This window comes from Stagnihabitans tardus (assembly GCF_009925085.1).
GTDB classification, from domain to species: Bacteria; Pseudomonadota; Alphaproteobacteria; order Rhodobacterales; family Rhodobacteraceae; genus Stagnihabitans; species Stagnihabitans tardus.
The window spans coordinates 130,314-154,711 of the sequence record NZ_JAABNR010000011.1; the positions used below are offsets into that span (position 1 = coordinate 130,314).

The window sequence follows — 24,398 nt, forward strand, 5'->3', positions numbered from 1 at the left end:
CGCCAGCTTGCCGCAATTCCTCCGCAAGCCGGGCGGGGCTTGGGCGCTTTCTGCTGGGAAACCATCGGAGGGCTTGCCATGGGTCGCCACGATCCCGCCTTGACCATCGCCATATCCGGCCGCGCGGGCCTGGCGCGCGGGCTTTATGCCGGAACGCTCTTGCGCACGCCCTTGGGCTGGGCGCCGATCGAGAGCCTTTGCCCGGGCGAGCTGGTCCTGACCCGCGACCGGGGGCTTTGCCCGGTCGTCAGCCTGACCCGCGAGGAACGCCCCGCGCTTTGGGCCGTGCGCATCCCGGCGGGGGCCCTGGAGAACGGGGCGGACCTGCTTTTGCCTCCGGGCCAGCCCGTCCTGGTGCAGACCGATTTCGCCATGCCCTATACCGGGGAGGCCGAGGCGCTGGTTCCGGCCTCGAGCCTCGAGGGCTGGCGGGGGATCGTGCCGGTCGCAAGGGCCACGACGGCGCCGATCTGGCAGCTGCGGCTGGACCGGTCGAGCCTGATCGAGGCCGGGCCGGGGGTGGTCGTGGGGCTCGAGGGCTCGGAGGAGGCGCAGGCTGATCTCTTGACGCGGCTTCTGTCGGCGCCGGAGCGGCCGGTTCTGCCGCTTGCCGCCGCAAGGCACCTGGTCGCCACGCTGATCGGCGCGGCGACCGGGGAGGGGATGGTTCAGGCGGCCCTGGCCAGGGGGGCGTAGAAGAGCGCGCCTTTCGCCGCCATGTCGCGCAGGCTTTGCGGGGCCTGGAAGCGGGGGCCAAGCGCGGTGAGGGTGTCGCAGATCTCCACCGCCTTGGCGGCGCCGATCCGGTCGAGCCAGGAGAAGGGCCCGCCCGACCAGGGCGCAAAGCCCCAGCCGAGGATGGCGCCCACATCGCCCTCGCGGATATCGGTCAGGACGCCGGCGTCCAGCGCCCTGACGGCCTCCAGCGCCTGGATCATCAGGAGGCGGTGCTGGACGGTGGGGAGGTCGGGGCTCTGGGTCTCGGGCCAGAGGGTCCCCAGGCCCTCCCAGAGGTCGAGGCGTTTGCCCGTCTCGTCATAGGCATAGAAGCCCGCCTTGGCCTTGCGGCCCATCCGGCCCTGGTCGGCCATCTTGAAGAGGACCTCATCGACGGCGCTGTCGGGATAGGCCTCGCCCATGGCGGCTTTCGTCGCCTTGGCGATCTTGACCCCAAGGTCGATCGAGGTCTCGTCCACCAGTTGCAGGGGGCCGACGGGCATGCCGAGGAGCTTCGCGGCGTTTTCGATCAGGGCGGGGGGCACGCCCTCGGCGACCATCCGCAGGCCCTCGTTGATATAGGGGATGATGCAGCGGTTGGCGTAGAAGAAGCGGGCGTCGTTCACCACGATGGGGGTCTTCTTCAGCGCGCGGACCAGGTCCATGGCCTTGGCGACGGCGCGGTCTTCGGTCTTTTTGCCCCGGATGATTTCCACCAGGGCCATCTTGTCTACGGGCGAGAAGAAATGGATGCCGATGTATTGGCCGGGCCTTTGGCTGGCCTTGGCCAGGCCCGAGATCGGCAGGGTCGAGGTGTTGGTGGCGAGGATCGCCCCGGTTGCGGCCTCGATCCTGGCGGTGACTTCGGCCTTGACGGCGGGGTCTTCGAAGACGGCTTCGATCACCAGGTCGCAGGGGGCGAGGGCGGTGTAATCGGTGGTGGGGGTGATCCGCGCCAGGACCTCGGCCTTCTTCTCGGGCGTGACTTTCCGGCGCTGGAGGCCTTTTTCCAGGATGCCCTCGGCATGGGATTTGCCACGCTCGGCCGCCTCTTGGGTGGCGTCGATCAGGATGACATCGATCCCGGCATTGGCCGCCACATAGGCGATGCCCGCGCCCATCATGCCGGCGCCGACGACGCCCAGGACCTTCACGCTTTCATCGGGGAGCGCCGGGCGGCGGGCGCCCTTTTCAAGCGCCTCCTTGTTGATGAAGAGCGAGCGGATCATGGCGGAGGAGGTCGGGTCCATCAGGACCCCGGTGAAGGCCCGGGCCTCGACCCGCAAAGCGGTGTCGAAGGGGACGAGCGTGCCCTCATAGGCCGCCTGCAACAGCGCCTGGGCGGCGGGATAGACGCCCTGGGTCTTGCCAAGGATCATGGCATTGGCGCCGACGAAGGTCTGGAAACCCTGGGGGGAATAGGGCGCGCCGCCGGGGAGCTTGTAGCCCTTCTGGTCCCAGGGCTTCACCAGGTCGGTGTCTTTCGCACCCAGGACCCATTCCCTGGCGCGTTTCAGCAGGTCTTCGGGGGGGACGACCTCGTCGATCAGGCCCTCGGCTTTCGCGAGTTTCGGGGAGAGGAGCTTGCCCTCCATCAGGAAAGGCGCGGCCAGCATGACGCCCATCTTGCGGATGAGGCGGGTGGTGCCGCCCGCGCCGGGGAAGATGCCGACAAGGATTTCCGGCAGGCCGATCTTGGCCTTGGGATTATCGGCCGCGATGATGCGGTGGCAGGCCAAGGGGATTTCAAAGCCGATCCCAAGCCCGGTGCCGGGCATGGCGCAGACGATGGGCTTGGCGCCTTTCAGGGTCTTGGGGTCCATGCCCGCGCGCTCGATCTTGCGCAGGAAGCGGTGGGTTTCCATGATCCCGTCAAAGACCGCCTGCGTGCCCCCCGCCTGCATCTGGGCCAGGACGTTCAGGTCCATCCCCCCCGCGAAATCCTTCTTGCCCGAGGTCAGGACGATGCCCTTTGCCTCGGCGAGGCCCCGGTCGATCAGCGCCTCCAGCTCGGCAAAGCCTGCCATGGACATGACATTCATCGACCGCCCCGGCACGTCCCAGGTGATCGTGGCCACGCCATCTGCATCGAGGTCATAGGTGAAATCGGTCATGTTCCCTCCTTTGGGAGTTCCAGGCGGATCAGGGGCCAGCGGCTGTTGGCGAGCCCGTTGGTGACAGAGGCGGCCTTCCAGCGGTTGCCCACCAGTCGCAGTGTCATGATGGAGCGATAGGGGGCGACGATGCGCTGGCCGCCCGCGATGATATGGCTGATGTAGCTGCCGGAAATCAGGTCGTGGTCCAGCCGCGCGGCATTTTCAACGAGGCGGATGTAATCGGTGACGCGCAGGGCCTGGAGCGAGCCGCGGAACTGGTCGAAGCCCGCGCGCAGATCCTCTTCGGTCTCGATGATCTTGCTTTCGTCATGGCTGATGACGGCGCAGGGCAGGGCGACATGGTCGCGGTAGGTCTCCCAGTCGCCTTTCAGCGTCGCGGTCGAGACCTCGTCGAGATAGGCTTGCAGGATGCCCTTGCTGTCCATTCAAACGGCTCCCCTGGGGCGGCCGTCGGCATGGGTGAAGCGGCGGGCGGCGCCGTCCTTGTGGCCGATCAGGTCGTGGTCGGGGTAATGCACCGCGTCGCGGGGCAAGCGGGTGCCTGCGACGAGGTAAGACACCGCCTGGTCGCTGTCGTTCCTCAGGCAATGGGCGGGGCCGCTGCCCTTGGGCCAGGCCAGGGCATCGCCGGGGGAGAGGCGGGTTTCGCGGTCCTCGACCAGGGTCGGGTGGCCATTCAGGACCAGGGCAAACTCGTCCTCTTCCGCGTGCCAGTGGCGGAAGGAGGAGCGGCTGCCGGGGGGCAGGATTTCGACGAAGGCGCCGATCTGGGTCAGACCGCCGGGGTCGGAGAGGAGGTGGTAGTCGTAGTCGCCAAGGCCGCCGCCCAGGATCGGATGGACATAACCCCGCGAGGTCATGGGCGCGCCGGGGCGGATCACGCGGGGGGCGTCTGGCGAGGGCGCGCCCCATGGCTCGGCCAGGTTCAGGAGATGGGGGGGCAGGGGGCCGCCCCGGAGCCGCGCGCCTTGGGCGCTTTCCACCTGCCAATTTGTGGCGGTGTTGACCTGGCGGCTGCCGTCTTCATAGGTGCAGATATCCCCCAGGGCGCGCGTGCCCAGCATGACCCAGGTGCAGGGGAGATCGCCGCGGTTCGCCATGGCATGGGCATTGGCATCGCCGCGGCGGAAGCAGGCGGCCTGGCCGGGCTGCATCGGGGTCTCGCCGTCATCGTCGAGAAGCGTGGCCTCGCCTGCCAGCAGGTAAAGCATCTCGTCCTCGGCCGAATGCCAATGGCGCTGGCCCGTCCTTGCGCCGGGGGCCAGGGTTTCGAGGTGAAGGCCGAATTGCGTGATCCCGCCCGCATCCGACAGGGCCAGGCTGGTCAGCCCCTCCCTGGTCTGGGGCTTGGGCGGGGAGATGATCATTTCGGGCCGCTCCAGTCGCTGCCGTCCTTGTGGGTAAAGCGGGCGCGGCCGGCCGACATATGGACCATCATGTCGACATCGGAATAGGTCGCGACCTCGGACGGCGCCTTGGTGCCGACCACGAGGAAGCAGGCGGGGCGGTCGCTGCGGTTGAGGAAATGGTGGCCATCGGGGCGCCCGGCCGGGAAGGCCGCGCAGTCGCCCGGGCCCATCGCGGTCTCGCCCGCATCGGTGACCATGATCAGCGCGCCTTCGGTCACCATGACGAATTCGTCCTCATGCAGGTGCCAGTGGCGCAGGGAGGACATGGCGCCGGGTTGCAGGGTCACCAGGTTGACGCCGAACTGTGTCAGCCCCCCGGCATCGCCCAGCCGCAGCGAGGAGCGCCCGGCCATCATGGCGGCATAGGGTTCGGGATAGATCGACCCGGTCTTGACCGGGACTTTCGAGAGGTCGAGCTTGGTCATGTCACTCCTTGGGTTTGAAGCTGCCATCGGCGATCTCGGCCTGGCCCATGGACCAGTGGATATGGCCTTCCGAGCTTTCGATCTCGGCGATCTTCCAGCCGCCCTCGGTGGGGATGGCGCGGATACGGGTTTCGAAGGGTTGGGTCAAAAGGTTGGCGCGCACGAGGATATGGGTCAGGCAGCGCGCCTCGACGCCCGTCGGCGTCTGCCGCAGGGTCAGAAGCTTGCGGTAGATGTCGGTCACGCCATGGGTGCGGATGATGCCGACATAGACCTCGAAATCCTCGCGCAGTTCGGCCTCTGTGTGCAGGACATAGGGCTTCTCCCCGCGCGGGGTGAACTGCATGGGCAGGGCGATGACCTGGGCGTAAAGGTCGAAATTCCCGGTGATCAGGGCGCGGGTCAGGCGGTCGGACAGATCGGCCATATCGGGTTCAGGCATCCCGGCCTCCCCGATGGCGGGCTTTCGACCCGCAGGGCCCGCGCCTCAGGCCAGGGCGCGTCGCGGGCTGCGGATCACCCAGTCGACCTGGCAATCGGGATAGTCCGACATCTCGATCTTGATGCCCGCTTCGGTCACGCGGCAGTAATGCACCAACTGCCCCTGTTCCACGATCTCGCCCCGGGCATCGCGGTTGATATGGGTGAGCCAGATGCGGAAGCGGCCGTGGCGCGGCATTTCCAGCGCGTCGAGCAAAAGATCCACCTTGGCCACGCCCTTGGACTTCTGGATCGCGGCCAGCCGGGTCAGCGTCGTGACCATCTCTTCGGCATCCCGCATGACCTCTTGCCGGCCTGCCACGTAGATCGGCAAGGGATAGACATATTCCTCTGCCAGTTCCTGCATGCGCCCCGTCATCAGGAGCGTCATACGGCGTTGCAGCAGCTTTTCCAGCTGGGAATACATTTGGGTCGGATTCTCCGAAGCGCTTTGAAGGAGAGGCGTCGATACAACTTTGCCGAAAGTCCCACGCTTCAAAAGCGACGCATTGCGCGACAAAATCGACCAGAAACTCGGCCTTGCGTTGCGGGCATGGCTGGAGAGCGCGGCCCGAAGGCGGGTCACAAGACAGCGTTGCCCCGGCCGAGTGCTTCATGTCAAAGCCTTTCCACCACGGTTGCCGCCCCCATCCCGCTGGCCACGCAAAGTGTCGCAAGACCCAGGGTCTTGTCGCTGCGTTCCAGCTCATCGAGGAGTGTAGCAAGGATCATCGCCCCTGTCGCGCCCAGGGGATGGCCCATGGCAATCGCTCCGCCATTGACATTGACCCGGGCCGGATCGACGTCAAAAGCCTGCTGAAAGCGCAGGACGACGGCGGCGAAGGCCTCGTTCACCTCGAAGAGGTCGATGTCGCCGATCCCCAGCCCCGCCGCCGCGAGGGCGCGCTCGGTCACCGGGACGGGGCCGGTCAGCATGATCGTGGGCTCGGTGCCGATGCGGGCCACGGCGCGGATGCGGGCGCGGGGCTTCAGCCCATGCGCCTCGCCCCAGTCCTTGGAGGCCACCAGCACCGCTGCCGCTCCATCGACGATGCCGGAGGAGTTCCCGGCATGGTGGATATGGGTGATGCGCTCCAGGTGGGGGTATTTCATCAGGGCGACCTTGTCGAAGCCGGGCATGACCTCGCCCATCTCCTGGAAGGCGGGTTTCAGGGCGCCCAAGGTCGCCATATCGGTGCCGGGGCGCATGTATTCGTCATGCTCCAGGATCATCAGCCCGTTGCGGTCGCGCACCGGGACGATGGACTTGGCAAAGCGCCCCTCGGCCCAGGCGCGGGCGGCGCGGCGCTGGCTTTCGACGGCCAAGGCATCGGCCATCTCGCGGGTGAAGCCATATTCCGTGGCGATCAGGTCGGCCGAAATCCCCTGCGGCACAAAGCGCGTGGCCATGGCGAGCGAAGGGTCCACGGCAATCGCCGCCCCGTCGCTGCCCATGGGCACCCGGCTCATCATCTCGACCCCGCCCGCGATAAAGGCCCCGCCCGTGGCGCGGACCTGCTGGGCGGCGAGGTTCACGGCCTCGAGCCCGGAGGCGCAGAAGCGGTTGATCGACAGGCCCGGGATGGCCTGGTCGAGGCCCGAGGCCAGGACGGCAGAGCGCGCCAGGCAGCCGCCCTGTTCGCCCACCTGGGTGACATTGCCCCAGATCACATCCTCGATCACCGGGCCCCGGATGCCGTTCCTTGCCGCCAAGGCGTCCAGGATTTGCGCCGAAAGCGCGACCGAGGTGACCTCGTGCAGCGCGCCGTCAGGCCGCCCCTTGCCGCGCGGCGATCTTATGGCGTCGAAGATATAGGCGTCCATTCTGGTCTCCTAAAGAAAGGCTCTGGGCATGAGGTCATAGGGGTGGCGCCAGCCGGGCAGGGCCACAAGGCGGTCCAGCCAGGCGCCGATGGCAGGCCAGTCGTCGCGGTGAAAGCCGAAGGGCTCGGGGTAGTAGAGGTAACCGCAGCAGGAGAGGTCGGCGATGGTGGGCGCCCCGCCCACGATCCAGCCGCGCCCGGTCAGGTGGGTTTCCAAAACGGTGTAAGCGGCCTTGAGACGGCCCTGCAGGAAGGGGATGACGCCTGGCGGGCGCTTTTCCTCGGGCAGGAAGTTCATCAGGAAACGGCAGGTGCCGATCTGGGTGGAAAGCTTGTGGTTGTCCCACAAAAGCCAGCGCAGGATCTCGCGCGCCTCGTGGTCATCCCGGGGCCCGAAGCGCCCGGTCCGCTTGGCGAGGTGGTCGAGGATCACGCCGGACTGCGACAGCGTCAGGTCGCCATCGACCAGGACCGGAACCTCGGCCATTTCGTTGAGCGCCTTGAAGCCCTCCGTCCGCGCCCCGCCCTGGAAGAAGGGGACGAACTCCAGCTCCCACGCCGTGCAGGTCAGCTCCAGCATCAGCGCGACCTTGTAGGCATTGCCGCTTTCGCCAAATCCGTAAAGCTTCATCTCCCCTCCTCCATCTTGTCAGGCCGCCCGTTCCCCCCGCCGAGGGCCCGTCCCCGCCCTGGTCTTCAGCCGAACCGCCCCGCGCACGAAGGCCCGCCCGGGCCCTGGCCTGTCATCTCCTGTCCTCCAACTCGGCCTGGAAGAGCCGCATCCGGTGGACCAGCTTCTCCTGGTCGGTGACGCTGTCGAAATGCTCGAAGAGGAACGACAGCGCCTCCCCCTCCTCCAGCCCCGCCTCGGCAGCGAAGCGGCGCAGGCGGCGGTAGCCGTCCTCGGTCATGGCGACGGGAAACCGCCGGGTCAGTCGAAATCGCTTGGGCATCGGGCCCTCCTTTCGCCGCCAGCCTGAACCTCTTCGCCACGCGCCGCAACGCCCCTCCCTTTCATACTGACCCAAATATCCCTGGGGTGCGGGGGCAGGGCCCCCGCGCTTCGGGCCGGGAGGCCGTCAGAATTCCTCCGCCGCAAGGCCCATGACCGTGCTCCCCCCGGCCTCGATCCGGGCCAGGTGCAGGGCGCAGGCGGGCAGGATGCGGGTCATGTAATGCCGCGCGGTGACCAGCTTGGCGCGGCCAAAGGCGTCGTCCATCTCCAACGCGGCGCGCGCCATGCGCACCCACATGAGGCCGAGGCAGACATGGCCCGCCAGGTGCAGGAAATCCGTCGCCCCCGCCAGGGCATCCTCGGGCGCCTTCATCGCGCGGTCGAGGAAATACATCGCCGCCTGCTGCATCTGCTTGGAGGCCTGCTTCAAGGGGCCGGTGAACTCCGCCATCCCCGGCGTCTCGTCGCGGCATTCGGCCTTGACCAGCTCGAAAAAGGCCATGACCGGCTTGCCACCCTCGGCCGCAAGCTTGCGGCCCACCAGGTCCAGCGCCTGGACCCCATTGGCGCCCTCGTAGATCATGGCGATCCGCGCATCGCGGACATATTGGCTGACCGGGTTGTCCTCGATATAGCCATGGCCGCCCCAGACCTGCTGGGCCGTCACCGTGGTCTCGAAGCCCTTGTCGGTCAGGAAACCCTTCATCACCGGGATCAGAAGCGAGACCAGGGCATCGGCCTCGCGGTCCCCCTGGCGGTGCGCCCGGTCGATCAGCGATGCGCCCCAATAGGTCAGCGCCCTTGCCGCCTCGATAAAGGCGCGCTGGTCCATCAGCATGCGGCGGATGTCGGGATGGACGATCAGGGGCTCGGGCGCGCCCGGGCCCGAGGTCACGCCGCGACCCTGCAACCGCTCTTTCGCATAGGTGACCGAGGCCTGGTGCGCCGCCTCGGCCTGGGCATAGCCCTGCAGCGCCACGCCCAGCCGCGCCTCGTTCATCATGGTGAACATGGCGCGCATCCCCTTGTGGAGATCGCCGACCAGCCAGCCCTTGGCGCCGTCGAAATTCATCACGCAGGTCGGGCTGCCATGGATGCCCATCTTCTCTTCGACCTTGCCCGGCGCCACGGCGTTCCGGACCCCGTCGATATATTTCGGCACGACGAAGAGGCTGATCCCCTTGGTCCCCTCCCCCCCGCCCGGGGCCTTGGCGAGGACCAGGTGGATGATGTTCTCGGCCATCTCGTGATCGCCGGCCGAGATGAAGATCTTCGTCCCGGTGATGCTGTAGGAGCCATCGTCCTGCGGCTCTGCCCTCGTGCGGATGAGCCCAAGGTCCGTGCCGCAGTGCGGCTCGGTCAGGTTCATCGTGCCGGTCCATTCGCAGGTGGCAAGCTTCGGCAGGTAAAGCGCCTTCTGCGCCTCGGTCCCATGGGCCCGCAGGGCGGAATAGGCGCCATGGGTCAGGCCTTGATACATTTGCAAGGCCATATTGGCGCTGACGAAGGTCTCGTTGACCGCCGTATGCAGGACGTAAGGCAGGCCCTGGCCGCCATGGTCCGTGTCGCAGTCGATCGCGGTCCAGCCACCCTGCCGCAGCGCATCGAATGCCGCCTGGAAGCCCCCCGGAACCCTGACCTTGCCGCCCTCGAGCTTGCAGCCCTCGCGGTCGCCCACCGCGTTCAGGGGCGCGAGGACCTCTTCGGCCAGCTTGCCCGCCTCCGCGAGGATCGCCCCGGTGAAGCCCGGGTCCAGATCAGCATAGCCCGGAACCGCGCTGTCCTGCACCTTCAGAACCCGGTGCAAGACGAAGTCGATCTCTCCCAGGGGCGCCCGATATCCCATTTCCTACTCCGCAGCCGCCTTGAAGGCCGCGATCATCGCGGCGCCCTCGGCGATTTCCTGTTTCAACTCTGCGATGGCCAGGTCCAGTTCCGCCCGCTGCGCCTCCATCTGGGCCAGGCGGTCCACCGCCAGCTCATAGGTGCGTTCCAGCTGCGCCTGGTTCGAGCCATCGCGTTCATACATGTTCAACAGCTGGCGAATGTCCTCGAGGCTGAAGCCAAAGCGCTTGCCGCGCAGGATCAGCTGAAGCCTGGCCCGCGCCTTGCGGTCGTAAAGCCGCCGGGCCCCCCGGCGGATCGGCCAGATCAGCTCTTTCTGCTCGTAAAAGCGCAGGGTGCGGGCAGTGACCTCATAGGTCTCGCACATTTCGCCGATCGTCAGGACATCGTCCATTGCAGTCTCCATGGGCAAAGGATGGCGCGGCTTGGGCGCCGTGAAAAGACAAATTGACGTTGACGTCAAGGTAACGTGGCGTCACGGCAGGCGGGACAGCTCCTCGGCCGAGGCGGCCCGCAAGGCGCGCAGGTCGGCGATGCGGCGGGCGAGTTCGGCCTCTTCCTCGGCCAGGGCGGCGAGGCGACGGTCGGCCAGTTCCAGCCAGGCTTCCAGCTGCGGCCGCGTGCCCTTCTGGTCATAGATCAAGAGCCACTGCCGGATTTCTTCCAGGCTAAAGCCGAAGTGGCGGCCGCGCAGGATCAGGGTCAGCCGCGCGGATTCGCGCGGGCCATAGAACCGCGCCCGGCCCTGCTTTTGCGGGGCAAGCAGTTCAATATACTCGTAATAACGCAGGGTGCGCGGGGTCACGTCGAACCGGGCGCACATCTCCTTGAAGGGGATCAGGGTCTCATTCATGGACCTTACCTTAACGTCAACTGCGGCCCGGGGCAAATGCCTCTTGCAGGCGCCGTGCCTTGCGCCAAGATGGAGCCATGACCGAAGATCCCCGCCCCCAAGATCCCCGACTTGCCCTGGCCCAAAGTTTCATCCGCGCGCTGCCCCATTCCGCCGCCTTGGGGATGGACCTTGTCCACCTCGGCGCCGGGGAGGCCGTGATCACCATGCCCTATGACCCGCGGCTGGTGGGTGACCCTGCGACGGGAGTGATCCATGGCGGGGCGATCTCGGCCTTGATGGACACGGCCTCGGGCGCCTCGGTCATGTCGCACCCTTCCGCGCCGCGCTCGACTGCGACGCTGGACCTGCGCATCGACTACATGCGCCCCGCGACCCCGGGGCAGAGGATCACGGCAAGGGCCGAGGTGACCCATGTCACGCGCTCGGTCGCCTTCATCCGGGTGACGGCCTGCGACGAAGATACCGCACGTCCGGTGGCCCAGGGCACCGGCACTTTCACGCTGGAGCGATAGATGCCCCCCGAACCCGTCGAAGTGGTGAAATCCCGGCGCGAGGCGGCCTTGGCGCGGCTCGTGGCCTCGGTGCCCTATATCGGCTTCCTCGGCGCCCGTTTCGACCGGCGCGGCGACGAGCTGACCGCCCATCTGCCCTTCTCCCCCATGCTGATCGGCAATCCCCAGCTTCCTGCCCTGCATGGCGGCGCCACGGCGGCCTTCCTCGAGGTCACGGCGATCATCGAACTGGCCTGGACCAATCTCTGGGAGGATATCGAGGCCGGGCGCCTCTCGGACGAGATCGCCTTGCCCAAGACCGTGACCTTCACCGTCGATTACCTGCGCACGGGCCTGCCGCGCGATGCCTATGCCCGGGCCCGGGTCAACCGGTCAGGGCGGCGCTTTGCCAGCGTCCATGTCGAGGCCTGGCAGGACAACCGCGCCCGCCCCTTCGTCGCCGCCACCGCGCATTTCCTGATGCCGTGACAGGTTTTCATACTGACCCAAATATCCCGGGGTGTGGGGCAGAGCCCCACTGAGGCCCCTACCACCGGAACCGCCGGAAGAGCTCTGACGCCCCCCAGCCCGCCACCATCGCCATGATCAGCGAGAGCAGGCCGTAAGCCAGGGGCTGCTCCATGGCGAGGTTGTAAAGCCAGCGCTCGATCCCAGCCTTGCGCACATCGATGACGTTTTCCTGCATGTCCACGACCTCGCCGCCCCGGGTCAGGAAGATGCGGACCCGGTAATCGCCCTCGATCAGGTTGGCGGGCAGGGTGATATCGGTGCGGAACAGCGATTGGCGCAGCAAGAGCACGGCGTTCTGCGCCAGCCGATATTGCCCCGTCCCTTCGCGGATGCGTTGCAGGGCCTGGACATAGGCCTCTTCATCCTCGGCCCCCGCAATGGCCTCGATGGTCGAGGGGATCGAGACATGGTGCTTGGCGTCCTCTTTCGGGCTGAGGATATCGCCAAGCTCTCCGGTCGTGGCCACGGCATAGAAGGAGGGCGCCGAGGCGATCTGCACCGCGCCCCGGTTCAGCCAGATCCCCGCCACGCGCTCTTTCTTGCGGATCACCAGGGGCGTCGCCGGCCCCTCGACCGTGACGATGACCTGCAGCAGAGGCCAGTCGGGCGGCGGCGCCTCGCGCATGGCGGCGCCATAGATCAGGATGGCCGTGCCGTTGAAACTGGTGTCGATCGAGACATCCGAAGTCGAGACGCCCGAGACGATCTCTTCGGCCCGCAGCGGCAGGGCCAGCGCCAGGAGGAGCAGGAGCCATCTCATCGCCCCACCCCCAGGGTCGTGACCGAATAGAGTTCGGAGGGCGTCAGGACCAGGTCGAAGCCGATCTTGACCGCGACGGCCAGGACCAACAGCGACAGGAGGATCCGCAGCTGTTCGGCCTTCAGCCGGATGCCGACCTTGGTGCCGATCTGCGCCCCGATCACTCCGCCGAGGATCAGAAGCAGCGCCAGCATCATGTCCACCGTGTGATGGGTGACGGCATGGACAAGCGTCGTATAGGCGGTGACGAAGGTGATCTGGAACAGCGAGGTCCCCACCACGACCTTGGTGGGCATGCCGAGGATATAGATCATCAGCGGCACCATGATGAAGCCGCCGCCCACCCCCATGATGGCCGAAAGGAAGCCCACGAAGAACCCCGCCACCAGCGGCGGGATGATCGAGATATAAAGCCCAGAGGCGCGGAACTTCACCTTGAAAGGCAGTTCATGGACGATGGCATGGACCGTCCCGCGCCGGACCTTGGGCGCTCCGACCCGGCGGAGTGACCGGATGCTTTCGGTCAGCATCATCCCGCCCACGAGGCCGAGGAAGAGAACATAGGACAGCTGCACGAAAAGGTCGGTCTGGCCCAGCTTGCCCATCAGGTCGAAGACATAGCCCCCCACGGTCGAGCCCACGAGGCCGCCTATGGTCAGCACGGTCCCCATCTTCATGTCGACCGCCCGACGCTTGAACTGCGCGAGCACGCCCGAGATCGAGGAGGCCACGACCTGGTTCGCCCCGGTAGCCACCGCGACGCCCGAGGGCACGCCGATCAGCATGAGCAAAGGCGTGATCAGGAACCCGCCGCCCACGCCGAAGAGCCCTGAGAGAAACCCCACGAGCCCGCCTAGCCCCAGAAGGACGAAGGCATTGACCGAGACCTCGGCAATCGGAAGGTAAAGCTGCATCGACAGGGCCCTTTCCCCCAGCGATGCGCGGCTTTCAGCCCCCTGTCAAAGGGGAAATCGCCCCCTGGGGAGCGATTCCCGCCAAATGCCCGCGATAGGGCAAATCGGTCACAGGGCCTTATATTCCTTGAGGAAATCACGAATAATCCGGTCGAGTTTCGCCGCGCCGAGCGGGGCCATGGCCTTGGTATGCTCGTGGGAGATATTCTCGGAGGACATGCCCGCAGCCATATTGGTGATCGAGGAAATCGCCGCGACCTTCAGGCCGAGGAAACGGGCCAGGATGACGTCGGGCACGGTGGACATGCCCACGGCATCGCCGCCGAGGATCTTGATGGCGCGGATCTCGGCGGGGGTTTCGAAAGAGGGCCCTGAGTACCAGGCATAGACGCCCTCGGCGAGCGGGATGCCTTGCCGCGCGGCGGCGGCCCTGAGGCCCGCGCGCAGCTCGGGGTCATGGGCGGTGGTCATCGGCACGAAGCGGGCTTCGGTGGGCTCTCCGATCAGGGGGTTGAGGCCCGAGAAGTTGATATGGTCGGAAAGAAGCATCAGGTCGCCGGGCCGCGTCGTCTCGACCAGGCTGCCGGCGGCATTGGTGGCGATCAGGGCCTTGGCGCCAAGGCCCTTGAGCGTCTCCAGGGCCACGCGCATCGCGGCGGGGTTGCCCTTTTCGTAGTAATGCTCGCGGGCGCCGAAGACGGCGACCCGGACGCCCTCCAGCATGCCCACATGCAGGTTCGGATTGTGGCCCGACACGGCGGCATGGGGGAAGCCCGGCAGGTCGGCATAGGGGATCGCCACACCCTCCACCGCATGGGCCAGGTGACCCAGGCCCGAGCCCAGGATCAGGCCAAGCGCCACGGGCTCCGTGCCTGCACGGGCGCGGATGATGTCAACCGGGGTCATCAGCGTTCCTTCACATAGGGCTCGCCGCCGGCACGGGGCGGGATGGCCTTGCCGACGAAGCCCGCCAGGATGATCACGGTCAGGATGAAGGGCAGGGCATTGGTGAACTGGCCGGGGATCACGACCGGGATGCCGATGCCGTTCAGGTCGATGTTCTGGAAGCGGATCGAGATCGCGTCGAGGAAACCAAACAGCAGACAGGCCCAAAGCGCGGGCACCGGTTTCCACTTGGCGAAGATCAGGGCGGCCAGCGCGATATAGCCGCGCCCCGCCGTCATCTCGCGCTGGAACGAAGTGTTCAGCCCCATCGACATATAGACCCCGGCCAGCCCGCAGAGGACCGCCGTGATGCCGACCGCCGCATAGCGCAGCCGCACGACCGAGACGCCTGCGGTATCGACGGCAGCCGGGTTCTCTCCGACCGCGCGCAGGCGCAGGCCAAAGCGGGTGCGATACAGAAGCCACCAGGTGAAGGGCACGGCCAGAAGCGCGACATAGACCAGGATGCCATGGCCGAGGAACAGCTCCAGCACCGGATGGGCATGGCCGTCGATGCCGAAGAGGTCGAGGATCGGGGTCTGCGCCAGGCGCCCTTCCGACAGGGCCGGGGTCTGGCCGCCTTGGCCGAACCAGGCAGCGCCCAGGACGATGGTCAGGCCAGAGGCGAAGAAGTTGATCGCCACGCCCGAGATCAACTGGTTGCCCCGGAAGGTGATCGAGGCCAGGCCATGCACAGCCGCGAGGATCAGCGCGGCGCCGATCCCCGCCAGGACCCCCGCCAAGGCGCTGCCCGTGACCGCCGCCGCCGCCGCCCCGGCAAAGGCCGCGGCCAGCATCTTGCCCTCGAGCCCGATGTCAAAGACCCCGGCGCGTTCGGAATAAAGCCCGGCGAGGCAGGCGAAGAGCAGCGGCGTCGACATGCGGATCGTCGATTCCAGGATTTGCAGGATGGCGATCAGGTCCATCAGGCGGCCCCTTTCAGCTTGGCGAAAAGCTTCTCAAGCGGGCGTTGCACCATATAGGGCAGGGCGCCGGTGAAGAGGATGACAAGCGCCTGAAGCACGATGATGACCTCGCGCGGGATTTTCAGCTGCTCGCCCGTGACCGGGTCGGTGGCGAGCGCCAGCTGGTTGCCGCCCTGGTAGAGGAAGCCGAACAGCAGCGAGGCCAGGACGATGCCGAAAGGATGGTTGCGGCCCATGAGCGCCACGGCGATGCCGATGAAGCCCGCGCCCTCGACCGAGTTCAAGACCAGGCGATGCGCGCCGCCCTGCACGGCATTGACCGCCATCAGGCCCGAGATCCCGCCCGAAAGCAGGAGCGCGTAAAGCGTGATGCGGACCGGGCCGATGCCCGCATAGACGGCGGCCTTCTCCTGCTTGCCGAAGGCGCGGATCGCATAGCCAAGCCGCGTGTGCCACAGAAGCACCCAGGTCGCAAAGGCGAGGCCGAGCGCCACGAAGAGCATGATATTGGCCGGTGGCGCCTTGGAGAAGGGGATGCCGACGGCGCCGAAGATATCGGCCAGTTTCGGCAGGTTGAAGGCCTTGTCAAAGCGCGCCGTGGCCGGGTCCATCGTGCCCTCGGGCTTGAGGACATTCACGAGGAGGTAAGAGATCAGCGCATAGGCGATGAAGTTGAACATCATCGTGGTGATGACGATATGGCTGCCGCGCTTGGCTTGCAGCCAGGCGGGGATCAGGGCCCAGAGGGCTCCGAACAGGGCCGAAAGCGTGATCGAGCCCAAGAGCGCCATGGACCAATGCGGCCAGGGGAAGAAGAGGCAGGCAATCGCCACGCCAAAGCCGCCCAGCGTCGCCTGACCCTCTCCGCCGATGTTGAAGAGGCTGGCGTGGAAGGCGATCGAGACGCCGAGCCCGGTCAGCATGAAGTTGGTGGCGTAAAACAGCGTGTAGCCCCAGCCGGTCTGGGTGCCGAGCGCGCCGGTGATCATCGAGGTCAAGGCCACGACGGGGCTTTGCCCGATGGAAGCGATCAGGATGCCGCAAAAGACGAAAGCGATGGCAAGGCAGATGAGCGGCACCAGCACGACATCGGCCCAGCGGGGGAGTTTGGTCATGATTTCTCCGTCATCCCGGCCATCAAGAGGCCCAGTTCCCGCTCGTCGGTCTGCGGCGGACGCTCGCCCATGATCTGGCCGTCGAACATCACCAGCACCCGGTCGGACAGGGACCGGATTTCGTCGAGCTCGACCGAGACCAGGAGAACCGCCTTGCCCGCATCGCGAAGCGCCACGATCTGCTTGTGGATGAACTCGATGGCGCCGATATCGACGCCCCGCGTCGGCTGGCCGATGAGCAGAAGGTCGGGGTTGCGCTCGATCTCGCGGGCCACGACGATCTTTTGCTGGTTGCCGCCCGAGAAGTTCTTGGCGGCCAGCGTCGGGATGGGCGGGCGCACGTCGAACCGGGCCATCTTGGCCTCGGTATCGGCCCGCAAGGCCGCGTTGTCCATCAGGACGGCGTTCTTCTGGTATTTCGGGTCGTTGTGATAGCCGAAGCCCACATTCTCCCAGGCGGCGAAGTCCATGATCAGGCCCAGGACCTGGCGATCCTCGGGCACATGGGCGATCCCGGCCTCGCGGCGGCTCTGGCCGTTGAGGCCCTTCAGGGCCAAGTCAGCGCCGTTCATGACGATCCGGCCACGGGCCTCGGCGATGCCGCCCAAGGCCTCCAGGAGTTCCGACTGGCCATTGCCCGCCACACCGGCGATGCCCACGATTTCGCCCGCGCGGATCGAGAAGGAGACACCCTTCAGCCGCTCCACCCCATCGGTGGTGACGCGCAGGTCCTCGACCCGCAGGACCTCGCGGCCGGGGTTGGCCGCGTCCTTGTCGACCTGCAACAGCACCTTGCGGCCGACCATCAGCTCGGCCAGCTGTTCGGGATTGGTCTCGGCGGTCTTGACGGTGCCGACCATGGTCCCGCGCCGCATGACGGAGACATTGTCGGTCGTCTCCATGATCTCGCGCAGCTTGTGGGTGATCAGGATGACGGTCTTGCCCTGGTCGCGCAGCCCGCCCAGGATGCGGAAGAGGTGGTCGGCCTCTTCGGGCGTCAGGACGCCGGTGGGCTCGTCCAGGATCAGGATATCGGCCTGGCGATACAAGGCTTTGAGGATCTCGACCCGCTGCTGGTGGCCGACCGAGAGGTCCTCGACCACGGCATCCGGGTCCACATCCAGGTCATATTCGCGGGAAAGGTCGGTCAGCGCCTTGCGGGCCCGGGCCAGCGAGGTGTTGAGCAAAGGCCCATCCTCGGCGCCGAGAATGATATTCTCCAGCACCGTGAAATTCTGCACCAGCTTGAAATGCTGGAAAACCATGCCGATGCCGGCGCGGATGGCGCTCTGGCTGTCGGGGATGGCGGTCTCGGTCCCGTTGATCAGGATCGTCCCGGCATCGGCCTTGTAGAAGCCGTAGAGGATCGACATGAGCGTCGATTTCCCCGCACCGTTCTCGCCGATGATGCCGTGGATCGTGCCCTTGGGCACGGCAATGTTGATGTCGCGGTTGGCCTGCACCGGGCCGAAGGATTTGGAAATCCCCCGCAATTCGATGGCAAAGGGGGCGGCAGTTGCCTGCCGCCCCGAAGAGGTCCCAAGGGACATTAGAACGTCGCCGCCGGGCAGGTGTTGTCCGACATGTAGTCATGCACCTTGATCGAGCCGTCGATGATGCCGGCCTTGGCCGCTTCGACCTTGGCCTTCATGTCGTCGGTGACGAGCGGAGCATTGTTCTCGTCCATCGCATAGTCCACGCCACCGGCGGCGAGGTCCATGACATTGATCCCGGTCTTCAGGTCGGCGCCTTCCTTGAAGGCTTCGTAGACGGCATTGTCCACGCGCTTGAGCATCGAGGTCAGGACCGAGCCCGGGTGCATGTAGTTCTGGTTGCTGTCCACGCCGATCGAGAGGATCTTGAGGTCGGCAGCGGCCTGCAGCACGCCCACGCCGGTGGCGCCAGCGGCGGCATAGATCACGTCAGCGCCCTGGGACTGCTGCGACTTGGCGATTTCGGCGCCCTTCACCGGGTTGTTCCAGGCGGAACCATCGGTGCCGGTCATGTTCAGCACGACCTTGGCCGCCGGGTTGGCCGCCATCACGCCCTGGGCATAGCCGCAGCCGAACTTGCGGATCAGCGGGATGTCCATGCCGCCGATGAAGCCCACGGTGCCGGTCTTGGAGGCCAGGCCCGCCATCAGGCCGACGAGGTAGGAGCCCTGCTCTTCGGTGAAGACCACCGATTTCACGTTCGGCTGATCGACGACCATGTCGATGATCGCGAACTTGGTCTCGGGATAGTCGGCGGCCACGGCGTTCAGCGTGTCACCAAAGGCGAAGCCGGTCATGACGATCGGATTGGCGCCCGATTCGGCCAGCTGACGCAGGGCCTGCTCGCGCTGGGCCTCGTTCTGCATCTCGAGTTCCTTGAAGGTGCCGCCGGTCTCGGTCGCCCACTTGGTCGCGCCGTTGAAGGCGGCCTCGTTGAAGGATTTGTCGTTCTTGCCGCCCACGTCATAGATGATCGCCGGCTCGGCCAGGGCCGAAACGGTGGTCAGCGCCATCAGCGCAGAAGCGCCCAAGAGCGATTTCATCAGGGTCATGTCTATCTCCCGTTGTCAAAAGCGATGCCCTGTCCGCCAGACTCATGTCCGGGTCGCGGGCGTTCACCGCTGATTAAGGGTGCAGCAAGGGCCCATCGTCAACGGGAAAAACGGCGGGGGCGTTTGCTTTTTGATCATACGATCAAAGAACGGGCGCTCTCCCGCCGCTTGACGCTGCGTCACTTCACCAGCGCCATGAAGGCGGGCCAGGCTTCCGGGTCGGCCACGGTCTTGTCGCGGCAGAAGGCGTTGCAGAAGCCGAAGCGGCGGCCCTCCAGCTCCAGGACATGGGTGACGGGCTTGCCCGAATAGGGGCAGGCGGTGTTTTCGGCCGTGGTGCCCTCTGCCGCTTTTGCGGGCAGGGGGGCGGGGCCGGGCCAGGGCCGGGTCGGGTAGTCGCGGAAGTAGAAGGGCTGATCCGCGCCATCCACCAGCCCCATGGCCCGCCATTTGCGGAAGGAGGGATGGGAGAGGTGTTGGCTCACATAGTCCATTGCGGTCTGCGAGACGGGCAGGTTGTAGGTCGCGATCCGCGTGGCCACGGGGGCGAAGAAGGCATCGGCGGCGGAGTAATCGCCCGCGAGCCAGGCGCCCCCGGTCTGCGCCTTGGCCCAGGCCCAGAGGGTTTCCAGCCGTTCGAGGTCTTTCAGGACGGCCTCCGGCGGGGCGCAGTCGGTGTAACTGGTCCGCAGGTTCATCGGGCAATGGTCGCGCAGCGCGCCGAAGCCCGCATGCATCTCGGCCGCGAGCACCCGGGCCACGCCGCGCTTGTGCGGATCGGCGGGCCAGATGCCCGCCTCGGGGTGGCGGGTCGCCAGCTCTTCGGCGATGGCGATGGTCTCGGGGATGACCCAGCCCTCGGGCGTGCGCATCGTGGGGGCGGTGCGGGAGGGCGCGAAGTCCTTGAGAAGATTGGGCAGCTCGTCGGTGTAGAGCCGGGCCGAGATGGTCTTCACGGGGATGCCGAAGGCGTCGAAGAGCAGCCAGCCGCGCAGGGACCAGGAGGAATAGCCACGGTCGCCGATCACGAGTTCATAGGTCATTGGGGTCTCCTTTTCCGCAGGCTAGCGCTGCCCTGCGGCATAAGGAAACGCGGAAATGTGGCGGCGTCCATCAAAGATCGTGATGGAACCCCGGGGGAGCCTTCAAGACCATGGGCAGGCCCGCCATGACGCCCACCACAAGCCCCGAAGCCCGGGCGATCTGCTGGTTCAGCCGCCCCTGGTGGTCGCGGAAGGCCCGGGCGAGCTTGTTCTCGGGCACGATGCCCCAGCCCACCTCGTTCGAGACCACGACGACCGGGGCGGGGCACGCGAGGCAAGCCGCGATCAGGGCGGCGCTTTCCGCCGGGATATCGCCCTCCGCCAAGAGCACATTGGTCAGCCAGAGCGTCGCGCAGTCCAGCAGCACCACGGCATCGGCCGGAACCTGCGCCAGCACGGCCCCCACGTCGCGCGGCGCCTCATGCGTCACCCAATCCGGGCCGCGCTGCCTGTGGTGGTCGGCGATCCGCGCCCGCATCTCGTCATCCCATGCCTCGGCCGTGGCGATGTAGTGACGCGCGCGGCCTGATCCCGTCACCAGCCTCTCGGCCAGGGCGGATTTCCCCGAGCGCGCCCCGCCCAGGACCAGCGACAATTTCGGAAGGTTCAGTGATCCGGTCATGGATTTGGTGCGTATCAGGGAAAAGACAAGACAGCAAAGGAGGTCGTGATGGCTTTGGACCAATTCGCCGACCCGAGGCTGGCGCTTCGCGCTCGCCGCGCCGAACTTCTGAGCGCCGAGCAGGAGGGCGCCCTCGCCCGGGCCTGGCGCGACCACCGCGACAGCGCGGCGCTGGACCGGTTGATCACCGCCTATATGCGGCTGGCGATCTCGATGGCGATGAAATTCCGCCGCTATGGCGCCGGGATGGGCGACCTGACGCAGGAAGCCGCCCTTGGCCTGATGAAGGCGGCCGAGAAGTTCGACCCCGACCGGGGGGTGCGCTTCTCGACCTATGCGATGTTCTGGATCAAGGCGCAGTTGCAGGACTATGTGATGCGCAACTGGTCGCTGGTGCGGACGGGCTCCACCACCTCGCAGAAGTCGCTCTTTTTCAACATGCGCCGGGTCGAGGCGCGGCTGGCCCGCGAGGCCTCGGCCCGGGGTGAAAAGCTGGAGGGCGAGGCCCTGTCGCGGGCCGTGGCCGAAGAGCTGGGCGTGCCCTTGCATGACGTCCTGATGATGGAGGGAAGGCTTGCGGGCTCGGACGCCAGCCTGAACGCGACGCAATCTTCGGACGAGGATGGGCGCGAGTGGATCGACGTCCTGGAAGACGACCAGCCCGCCCCCTTCGTCCAGGACCACGACCAGGCGATCCTGCGCCGCAAGCTGGCCGATGCCATGGCGACGCTTTCGCCCCGCGAAAGGCTGATCGTGCGGGAAAGGCAGCTCTCGGATGAGCCGCGCACGCTGGAGAGCCTGGGCGAGGAGCTGAAGCTGTCCAAGGAGCGCATCCGCCAGCTGGAGGCTGCGGCCTTCGTCAAGCTGCGCCGCCAGCTCGAGGCGCAGGGCATGGGCGACCTGTTGCGCTGACCCTTGATGCGGCCTAGTTTGGCCGCAAAAGGGGGCGCCATGAAACGGGTTTTGCTGATCATCGGCGGCGGGATCGCGGCCTACAAGAGCCTGCTGCTGATCCGGCTCTTGAAGGGCGCGGGCTATGCTGTGACCCCGGTCCTGACCCGGGCGGGGTCGGAATTCGTGACCGCCTTGTCGGTGGGCGCCCTGGCCGGGGAGAAGGTCCATGAGGCGCTCTTCGACCTGACCGCAGAGGCCGAGATGGGCCATATCGAGCTTTCCCGCTCGGCCGATCTGATCGTGGTGGCGCCCGGGACGGCGGATCTGATGGCCAAGATGGCGACGGGGCGAGCCGATGACCTGGCCTCGACGCTGCTTCTGGCGACCGATACGCCGGTCCTGGTGGCGCCTGCGATGAATGTGCGGATGTGGCAGCACCCGGCGACACAGCGGAACCTTGCGACGCTGCGGTCTGATGGGGTGCGCTTCGTGGGCCCTGACGAGGGCGAGATGGCCTGTGGTGAATATGGCCCGGGGCGGATGGCCGAGCCTGCGGCGATCTTTGCGGCGATCCAGGGGATGTTCGAGGGGCCCTTGAGTGGCCGTCATGTGCTGGTGACCTCGGGTCCGACGCATGAGCCCATCGACCCCGTGCGCTATATCGCCAACCGCAGTTCGGGCGCGCAGGGGACGGCGATTGCGGCGGCCTTGCGGGACCTGGGGGCCCGGGTGACCTTCGTCACGGGGCCTGCCTCGGTGCCACCGCCGCAGGGGGTGGACGTCGTGCGGGTGGAAACGGCGGCGCAGATGCTGGTCGCGGTTGAGGCCGCGCTGCCCGCCGATGCGGCGGTGATGGCGGCGGCGGTCGCCGATTGGCGGGTGGAGAATGCGGGGGCCTCGAAGATGAAGAAGGTGGCGGGCGCGCTGCCTGTGCTCAGCTTCGCAGAGAACCCCGATATCCTCGCCACGGTCTCGAAAGGCGCGGCGCGGCCTGCGCTGGTCGTGGGCTTTGCCGCCGAGACCGATGACGTCCTGGCCCATGCAAGGGCCAAGCGGCTCCGCAAGGGCTGCGACTGGATCGTGGCGAATGATGTATCTCCGGCGACCGGGATCATGGGCGGCTCCGAGAATGCCGTGACGCTGATCACCGGTTCGGGGGAAGAGACCTGGGAGCGGGCGCCGAAGGAAGAGGTCGCCCGCCGCCTCGCCCTGCGCATCGCCGAGGCCCTGGGGGCGGCGGTGACGCCTGGAACCTCCGCGCCTGGGGCGGCCAGGAACAAGGCCTCGGGCACAGCATGAGCCGCCCCGTTGACCGTCAAGGAAATCCGATGATCGAAATCGCTGTCCTCTGGGAGGACTGGGCCGACCAGGGCCTGCCGCTCCCGTCCTACGAGACCCTGGGCGCAGCGGGTGCCGACCTGCGCGCCAATCTGCCGCCCGAGAGCCGGGCGACGGGGGTGGTCCTGCCGCCGATGGGGCGGGCGATCCTGCCCACCGGGATCCGGGTGGCGATCCCGGAAGGCTACGAGATGCAGATCCGGCCGAGGTCGGGCCTTGCGGTGAAATCCGGCGTGACCGTGGTCAATGCGCCGGGCACGATCGACAGCGATTACCGGGGGCCTTTGGGCGTGGCGCTGGTCAACCTCTCGGGCACGGATTACCTCGTGCGGCATGGCGACCGGATCGCCCAGGCCGTGGTGGCCCCGGTGGTCCAGGCGGGCTACCGGGTGGTCACCGCGCTGGACGAGACCGAGCGCGGGACGGGCGGCTTCGGCTCGACGGGCCGGTCATGAGGGAACGGGCATGACCGCGATCCTGGGGCTTCTGGCTGGGTTTTGGGTGCTGGGCTGGGTCTTCGACGTGGCGCCCTGGAAGCGGCTGATCCCGATGGGGCTGGTCTGGTTCGGGTCAGGCGCCGTGCTGGTGGCGGCGCCCGGCTCTGACCTCGCGCTGCGGCTGGGTGGCTGGCGGTCCTGGGCCGCGCTGAGCGTGCTGGGCGCGCTGGTCCTGGCCTATCGGGCGGGGCTCCGCCGACTGCGCGCGCGGGCCCGGGCCTCGGGCCGTGTCCCCGCCGACTGGCTGGGCAGCGCGGAACCCCGGCCTCCTGCCACGGCCAAGGGGGACGAAAGCGGCGCGCCCCAACCGGCGAAGCCCGGCGCCTTTTCGCCCTCGGAACTGTCGCGCTATGCCCGCCATATCCTCTTGCGCGAGATCGGCGGCCCCGGGCAGCGCGCGCTGAAGGAGGCCCGGGTCCTGGTCGTGGGCGCGGGCGGCCTTGGCTCTCCGGCGCTGATGTATCTCGCGGCCTCGGGCGTGGGGACCATCGGGGTGATCGACGCCGATGTGGTCGATGACAGCAACCTGCAGCGCCAGATCATCCACCGGACCGCCACCGTCGGCCAGCCCAAGGTCGCCTCTGCCGCAGCCGCCATGACGGCGCTGAACCCCCATATCCGGGTGATCCCGCATGACATGCGGCTGGACGAGACCTCCGCGCATCTCATCGCCGACTACGACCTGATCCTCGACGGCTGCGACAATTTCGACACCCGCTACCTGGTGAACCGCCTCTGCCACGCGGCGAAAAAGCCCCTGATCTCGGCCGCCATCACGCAATGGGAGGGCCAGATCTCGCTCTTCCACACCGCCCTGGGCACGCCCTGCTACCAATGCTGCTTCCCCGAGCGCCCCGCCCCCGGCATGGTCCCCACCTGCGCCGAGGCGGGCGTGGCCGCCCCCCTGCCGGGGATCCTCGGCGCCATGATGGCCATGGAGGCCCTCAAGCACCTGACCGAGGCCGGCGAGACCCTGAAGAACCGCCTCTACCTTTACGATGCGCTCTACACCGAGGCCCGGTCTTTCGAAATCACCCGCCGCCCCGACTGCCCCATCTGCGGCCAAGGATAAGCGCGCCCCGCCGTCCCCACCCTTGTCACAAAAGGCGCAAGGCCAAAGCCCGCGCCCCTTTCCCATTCATCTTTTCAA

Annotated in this window: 28 protein-coding genes; 7 read left to right on the plus strand and 21 right to left on the minus strand. The window is 67.1% G+C overall.

The features are described from left to right. Window positions 1-78 precede the first annotated feature (78 nt). Complete coding sequence (locus tag GV832_RS13060) at window positions 79-696, plus strand: Hint domain-containing protein (RefSeq protein ID WP_168775320.1); 618 nt, start codon at window positions 79-81, stop codon at window positions 694-696. Here GV832_RS13060 and GV832_RS13065 read toward each other — a convergent pair. The 12 genes from GV832_RS13065 to GV832_RS13120 all read right to left on the minus strand — a co-directional run bounded on the left by GV832_RS13065 (window position 669) and on the right by GV832_RS13120 (window position 10,624). Next, complete coding sequence (locus GV832_RS13065; protein ID WP_168775321.1) at window positions 669-2,831, minus strand: FAD-dependent oxidoreductase; 2,163 nt, start codon at window positions 2,829-2,831, stop codon at window positions 669-671. The two genes, GV832_RS13060 and GV832_RS13065, sit on opposite strands and share 28 nt — an antisense overlap. Then, the gene (locus tag GV832_RS13070) at window positions 2,828-3,259 is read right to left on the minus strand and encodes a hypothetical protein (protein ID WP_168775322.1); all 432 of its coding nucleotides are present in this window, start codon (window positions 3,257-3,259) and stop codon (window positions 2,828-2,830) included. The genes GV832_RS13065 and GV832_RS13070 overlap by 4 nt, the downstream gene beginning before the upstream one ends. Beyond that, window positions 3,260-4,201, minus strand: a complete 942-nt coding sequence (locus GV832_RS13075; RefSeq protein WP_168775323.1) for a cupin domain-containing protein — start codon at window positions 4,199-4,201, stop codon at window positions 3,260-3,262. Then, window positions 4,198-4,668 (minus strand): cupin domain-containing protein, encoded by a 471-nt coding sequence (locus tag GV832_RS13080; RefSeq protein ID WP_168775324.1) that lies wholly within the window; start codon window positions 4,666-4,668, stop codon window positions 4,198-4,200. Before GV832_RS13080 ends, GV832_RS13075 begins: the two co-directional genes overlap by 4 nt. 1 nt (window position 4,669) lies before the next feature. Beyond that, complete coding sequence (locus GV832_RS13085) at window positions 4,670-5,110, minus strand: hypothetical protein (protein WP_168775325.1); 441 nt, start codon at window positions 5,108-5,110, stop codon at window positions 4,670-4,672. A 45-nt stretch (window positions 5,111-5,155) separates the two neighbouring features. Beyond that, on the minus strand, window positions 5,156-5,575 hold the full coding sequence (locus GV832_RS13090; RefSeq protein WP_168775326.1) for a hypothetical protein: 420 nt from the start codon (window positions 5,573-5,575) through the stop codon (window positions 5,156-5,158). A 191-nt stretch (window positions 5,576-5,766) separates the two neighbouring features. Next, a complete protein-coding gene (locus tag GV832_RS13095) occupies window positions 5,767-6,972 on the minus strand; it encodes an acetyl-CoA C-acetyltransferase (protein ID WP_168775327.1) in 1,206 nt (401 codons plus the stop codon). Window positions 6,973-6,981: 9 nt separating this feature from the next. Continuing rightward, window positions 6,982-7,602, minus strand: a complete 621-nt coding sequence (locus GV832_RS13100; protein WP_168775328.1) for a glutathione S-transferase family protein — start codon at window positions 7,600-7,602, stop codon at window positions 6,982-6,984. A gap of 112 nt (window positions 7,603-7,714) precedes the next feature. Next, window positions 7,715-7,924: a hypothetical protein gene (locus GV832_RS13105; protein WP_168775329.1), complete on the minus strand. Its 210-nt coding sequence runs from the start codon at window positions 7,922-7,924 to the stop codon at window positions 7,715-7,717. Between the two features lie 126 nt (window positions 7,925-8,050). Then, window positions 8,051-9,772: an acyl-CoA dehydrogenase gene (locus GV832_RS13110; RefSeq protein WP_168775330.1), complete on the minus strand. Its 1,722-nt coding sequence runs from the start codon at window positions 9,770-9,772 to the stop codon at window positions 8,051-8,053. Between the two features lie 3 nt (window positions 9,773-9,775). Continuing rightward, entirely contained in the window at window positions 9,776-10,165 is a 390-nt protein-coding gene (locus GV832_RS13115) for a MerR family transcriptional regulator (protein WP_168775331.1), read from the minus strand. Window positions 10,166-10,246: 81 nt separating this feature from the next. Beyond that, window positions 10,247-10,624, minus strand: coding sequence for a MerR family DNA-binding protein (locus GV832_RS13120; RefSeq protein ID WP_168775332.1), 378 nt, complete (start codon window positions 10,622-10,624; stop codon window positions 10,247-10,249). 77 nt (window positions 10,625-10,701) lie between these two features. On the opposite strand from GV832_RS13120, the gene GV832_RS13125 reads away from it, so the two are divergent. Both GV832_RS13125 and GV832_RS13130 read left to right on the plus strand, forming a co-directional pair. Continuing rightward, the gene (locus tag GV832_RS13125) at window positions 10,702-11,139 is read left to right on the plus strand and encodes a PaaI family thioesterase (RefSeq protein WP_168775333.1); all 438 of its coding nucleotides are present in this window, start codon (window positions 10,702-10,704) and stop codon (window positions 11,137-11,139) included. Continuing rightward, a complete protein-coding gene (locus GV832_RS13130; protein WP_168775334.1) occupies window positions 11,140-11,607 on the plus strand; it encodes a PaaI family thioesterase in 468 nt (155 codons plus the stop codon). It begins immediately after the preceding gene. A gap of 58 nt (window positions 11,608-11,665) precedes the next feature. Here GV832_RS13130 and GV832_RS13135 read toward each other — a convergent pair whose 3' ends face one another. From GV832_RS13135 to cobU, 9 genes are all read right to left on the minus strand, one after another. Further along, entirely contained in the window at window positions 11,666-12,409 is a 744-nt protein-coding gene (locus GV832_RS13135; protein ID WP_168775335.1) for a TIGR02186 family protein, read from the minus strand. After that, window positions 12,406-13,323, minus strand: coding sequence for a sulfite exporter TauE/SafE family protein (locus GV832_RS13140; protein ID WP_168775336.1), 918 nt, complete (start codon window positions 13,321-13,323; stop codon window positions 12,406-12,408). The genes GV832_RS13135 and GV832_RS13140 overlap by 4 nt, the downstream gene beginning before the upstream one ends. Window positions 13,324-13,431: 108 nt before the next feature. After that, on the minus strand, window positions 13,432-14,229 hold the full coding sequence (locus tag GV832_RS13145) for a purine-nucleoside phosphorylase (protein ID WP_168775337.1): 798 nt from the start codon (window positions 14,227-14,229) through the stop codon (window positions 13,432-13,434). Then, window positions 14,229-15,194 carry an ABC transporter permease gene (locus GV832_RS13150; RefSeq protein WP_168775338.1) on the minus strand — a complete coding sequence of 322 codons (966 nt, stop codon included), beginning with the start codon at window positions 15,192-15,194 and terminating at the stop codon, window positions 14,229-14,231. Before GV832_RS13150 ends, GV832_RS13145 begins: the two co-directional genes overlap by 1 nt. Then, window positions 15,194-16,309 (minus strand): ABC transporter permease, encoded by a 1,116-nt coding sequence (locus GV832_RS13155; protein ID WP_168775339.1) that lies wholly within the window; start codon window positions 16,307-16,309, stop codon window positions 15,194-15,196. Before GV832_RS13155 ends, GV832_RS13150 begins: the two co-directional genes overlap by 1 nt. Next, on the minus strand, window positions 16,306-17,859 hold the full coding sequence (locus tag GV832_RS13160; RefSeq protein ID WP_168775340.1) for an ABC transporter ATP-binding protein: 1,554 nt from the start codon (window positions 17,857-17,859) through the stop codon (window positions 16,306-16,308). Before GV832_RS13160 ends, GV832_RS13155 begins: the two co-directional genes overlap by 4 nt. Continuing rightward, the gene (locus GV832_RS13165; RefSeq protein WP_168775341.1) at window positions 17,859-18,854 is read right to left on the minus strand and encodes a BMP family lipoprotein; all 996 of its coding nucleotides are present in this window, start codon (window positions 18,852-18,854) and stop codon (window positions 17,859-17,861) included. Before GV832_RS13165 ends, GV832_RS13160 begins: the two co-directional genes overlap by 1 nt. Before the next feature lie 179 nt (window positions 18,855-19,033). After that, window positions 19,034-19,897: a glutathione S-transferase gene (locus tag GV832_RS13170; protein WP_168775342.1), complete on the minus strand. Its 864-nt coding sequence runs from the start codon at window positions 19,895-19,897 to the stop codon at window positions 19,034-19,036. A 70-nt stretch (window positions 19,898-19,967) separates the two neighbouring features. Beyond that, window positions 19,968-20,519, minus strand: a complete 552-nt coding sequence (cobU, locus tag GV832_RS13175; protein ID WP_168775343.1) for a bifunctional adenosylcobinamide kinase/adenosylcobinamide-phosphate guanylyltransferase — start codon at window positions 20,517-20,519, stop codon at window positions 19,968-19,970. Window positions 20,520-20,567: 48 nt separating this feature from the next. Between cobU and GV832_RS13180 the strand changes: the two genes are divergently transcribed. From GV832_RS13180 to GV832_RS13195, 4 genes are read left to right on the plus strand one after another with little or no spacing between them, the layout of a single operon-like run. Next, complete coding sequence (locus tag GV832_RS13180) at window positions 20,568-21,431, plus strand: RNA polymerase factor sigma-32 (RefSeq protein ID WP_168775344.1); 864 nt, start codon at window positions 20,568-20,570, stop codon at window positions 21,429-21,431. A gap of 39 nt (window positions 21,432-21,470) precedes the next feature. Continuing rightward, window positions 21,471-22,712, plus strand: a complete 1,242-nt coding sequence (gene coaBC / locus GV832_RS13185) for a bifunctional phosphopantothenoylcysteine decarboxylase/phosphopantothenate--cysteine ligase CoaBC (RefSeq protein ID WP_168775345.1) — start codon at window positions 21,471-21,473, stop codon at window positions 22,710-22,712. Window positions 22,713-22,741: 29 nt separating this feature from the next. Further along, entirely contained in the window at window positions 22,742-23,206 is a 465-nt protein-coding gene (gene dut, locus GV832_RS13190; RefSeq protein WP_168775346.1) for a dUTP diphosphatase, read from the plus strand. A gap of 10 nt (window positions 23,207-23,216) precedes the next feature. Continuing rightward, entirely contained in the window at window positions 23,217-24,320 is a 1,104-nt protein-coding gene (locus tag GV832_RS13195) for a HesA/MoeB/ThiF family protein (RefSeq protein WP_168775347.1), read from the plus strand. Window positions 24,321-24,398: the final 78 nt, after the last annotated feature.

Bases quoted from the DNA above. Each gene is read 5' to 3' on its own strand.
- GV832_RS13075 (WP_168775323.1), bottom strand. From the start codon at position 4,201: ATGATCATCTCCCCGCCCAAGCCCCAGACCAGGGAGGGGCTGACCAGC.
- GV832_RS13090 (WP_168775326.1), bottom strand. From the start codon at position 5,575: ATGTATTCCCAGCTGGAAAAGCTGCTGCAACGCCGTATGACGCTCCTG.
- GV832_RS13160 (WP_168775340.1), bottom strand. From the start codon at position 17,859: ATGTCCCTTGGGACCTCTTCGGGGCGGCAGGCAACTGCCGCCCCCTTT.
- GV832_RS13150 (WP_168775338.1), bottom strand. From the start codon at position 15,194: ATGGACCTGATCGCCATCCTGCAAATCCTGGAATCGACGATCCGCATG.
- GV832_RS13085 (WP_168775325.1), bottom strand. From the start codon at position 5,110: ATGCCTGAACCCGATATGGCCGATCTGTCCGACCGCCTGACCCGCGCC.
- GV832_RS13100 (WP_168775328.1), bottom strand. From the start codon at position 7,602: ATGAAGCTTTACGGATTTGGCGAAAGCGGCAATGCCTACAAGGTCGCG.
- GV832_RS13115 (WP_168775331.1), bottom strand. From the start codon at position 10,165: ATGGACGATGTCCTGACGATCGGCGAAATGTGCGAGACCTATGAGGTC.
- GV832_RS13170 (WP_168775342.1), bottom strand. From the start codon at position 19,897: ATGACCTATGAACTCGTGATCGGCGACCGTGGCTATTCCTCCTGGTCC.
- GV832_RS13145 (WP_168775337.1), bottom strand. From the start codon at position 14,229: ATGACCCCGGTTGACATCATCCGCGCCCGTGCAGGCACGGAGCCCGTG.
- GV832_RS13095 (WP_168775327.1), bottom strand. From the start codon at position 6,972: ATGGACGCCTATATCTTCGACGCCATAAGATCGCCGCGCGGCAAGGGG.
- GV832_RS13120 (WP_168775332.1), bottom strand. From the start codon at position 10,624: ATGAATGAGACCCTGATCCCCTTCAAGGAGATGTGCGCCCGGTTCGAC.
- GV832_RS13105 (WP_168775329.1), bottom strand. From the start codon at position 7,924: ATGCCCAAGCGATTTCGACTGACCCGGCGGTTTCCCGTCGCCATGACC.
- GV832_RS13195 (WP_168775347.1), top strand. From the start codon at position 23,217: ATGACCGCGATCCTGGGGCTTCTGGCTGGGTTTTGGGTGCTGGGCTGG.
- GV832_RS13130 (WP_168775334.1), top strand. From the start codon at position 11,140: ATGCCCCCCGAACCCGTCGAAGTGGTGAAATCCCGGCGCGAGGCGGCC.
- GV832_RS13125 (WP_168775333.1), top strand. From the start codon at position 10,702: ATGACCGAAGATCCCCGCCCCCAAGATCCCCGACTTGCCCTGGCCCAA.
- coaBC (WP_168775345.1), top strand. From the start codon at position 21,471: ATGAAACGGGTTTTGCTGATCATCGGCGGCGGGATCGCGGCCTACAAG.
- GV832_RS13140 (WP_168775336.1), bottom strand. From the start codon at position 13,323: ATGCAGCTTTACCTTCCGATTGCCGAGGTCTCGGTCAATGCCTTCGTC.
- GV832_RS13110 (WP_168775330.1), bottom strand. From the start codon at position 9,772: ATGGGATATCGGGCGCCCCTGGGAGAGATCGACTTCGTCTTGCACCGG.
- dut (WP_168775346.1), top strand. From the start codon at position 22,742: ATGATCGAAATCGCTGTCCTCTGGGAGGACTGGGCCGACCAGGGCCTG.
- GV832_RS13060 (WP_168775320.1), top strand. From the start codon at position 79: ATGGGTCGCCACGATCCCGCCTTGACCATCGCCATATCCGGCCGCGCG.
- GV832_RS13135 (WP_168775335.1), bottom strand. From the start codon at position 12,409: ATGAGATGGCTCCTGCTCCTCCTGGCGCTGGCCCTGCCGCTGCGGGCC.
- cobU (WP_168775343.1), bottom strand. From the start codon at position 20,519: ATGACCGGATCACTGAACCTTCCGAAATTGTCGCTGGTCCTGGGCGGG.
- GV832_RS13165 (WP_168775341.1), bottom strand. From the start codon at position 18,854: ATGACCCTGATGAAATCGCTCTTGGGCGCTTCTGCGCTGATGGCGCTG.
- GV832_RS13080 (WP_168775324.1), bottom strand. From the start codon at position 4,668: ATGACCAAGCTCGACCTCTCGAAAGTCCCGGTCAAGACCGGGTCGATC.
- GV832_RS13070 (WP_168775322.1), bottom strand. From the start codon at position 3,259: ATGGACAGCAAGGGCATCCTGCAAGCCTATCTCGACGAGGTCTCGACC.
- GV832_RS13155 (WP_168775339.1), bottom strand. From the start codon at position 16,309: ATGACCAAACTCCCCCGCTGGGCCGATGTCGTGCTGGTGCCGCTCATC.
- GV832_RS13180 (WP_168775344.1), top strand. From the start codon at position 20,568: ATGGCTTTGGACCAATTCGCCGACCCGAGGCTGGCGCTTCGCGCTCGC.
- GV832_RS13065 (WP_168775321.1), bottom strand. From the start codon at position 2,831: ATGACCGATTTCACCTATGACCTCGATGCAGATGGCGTGGCCACGATC.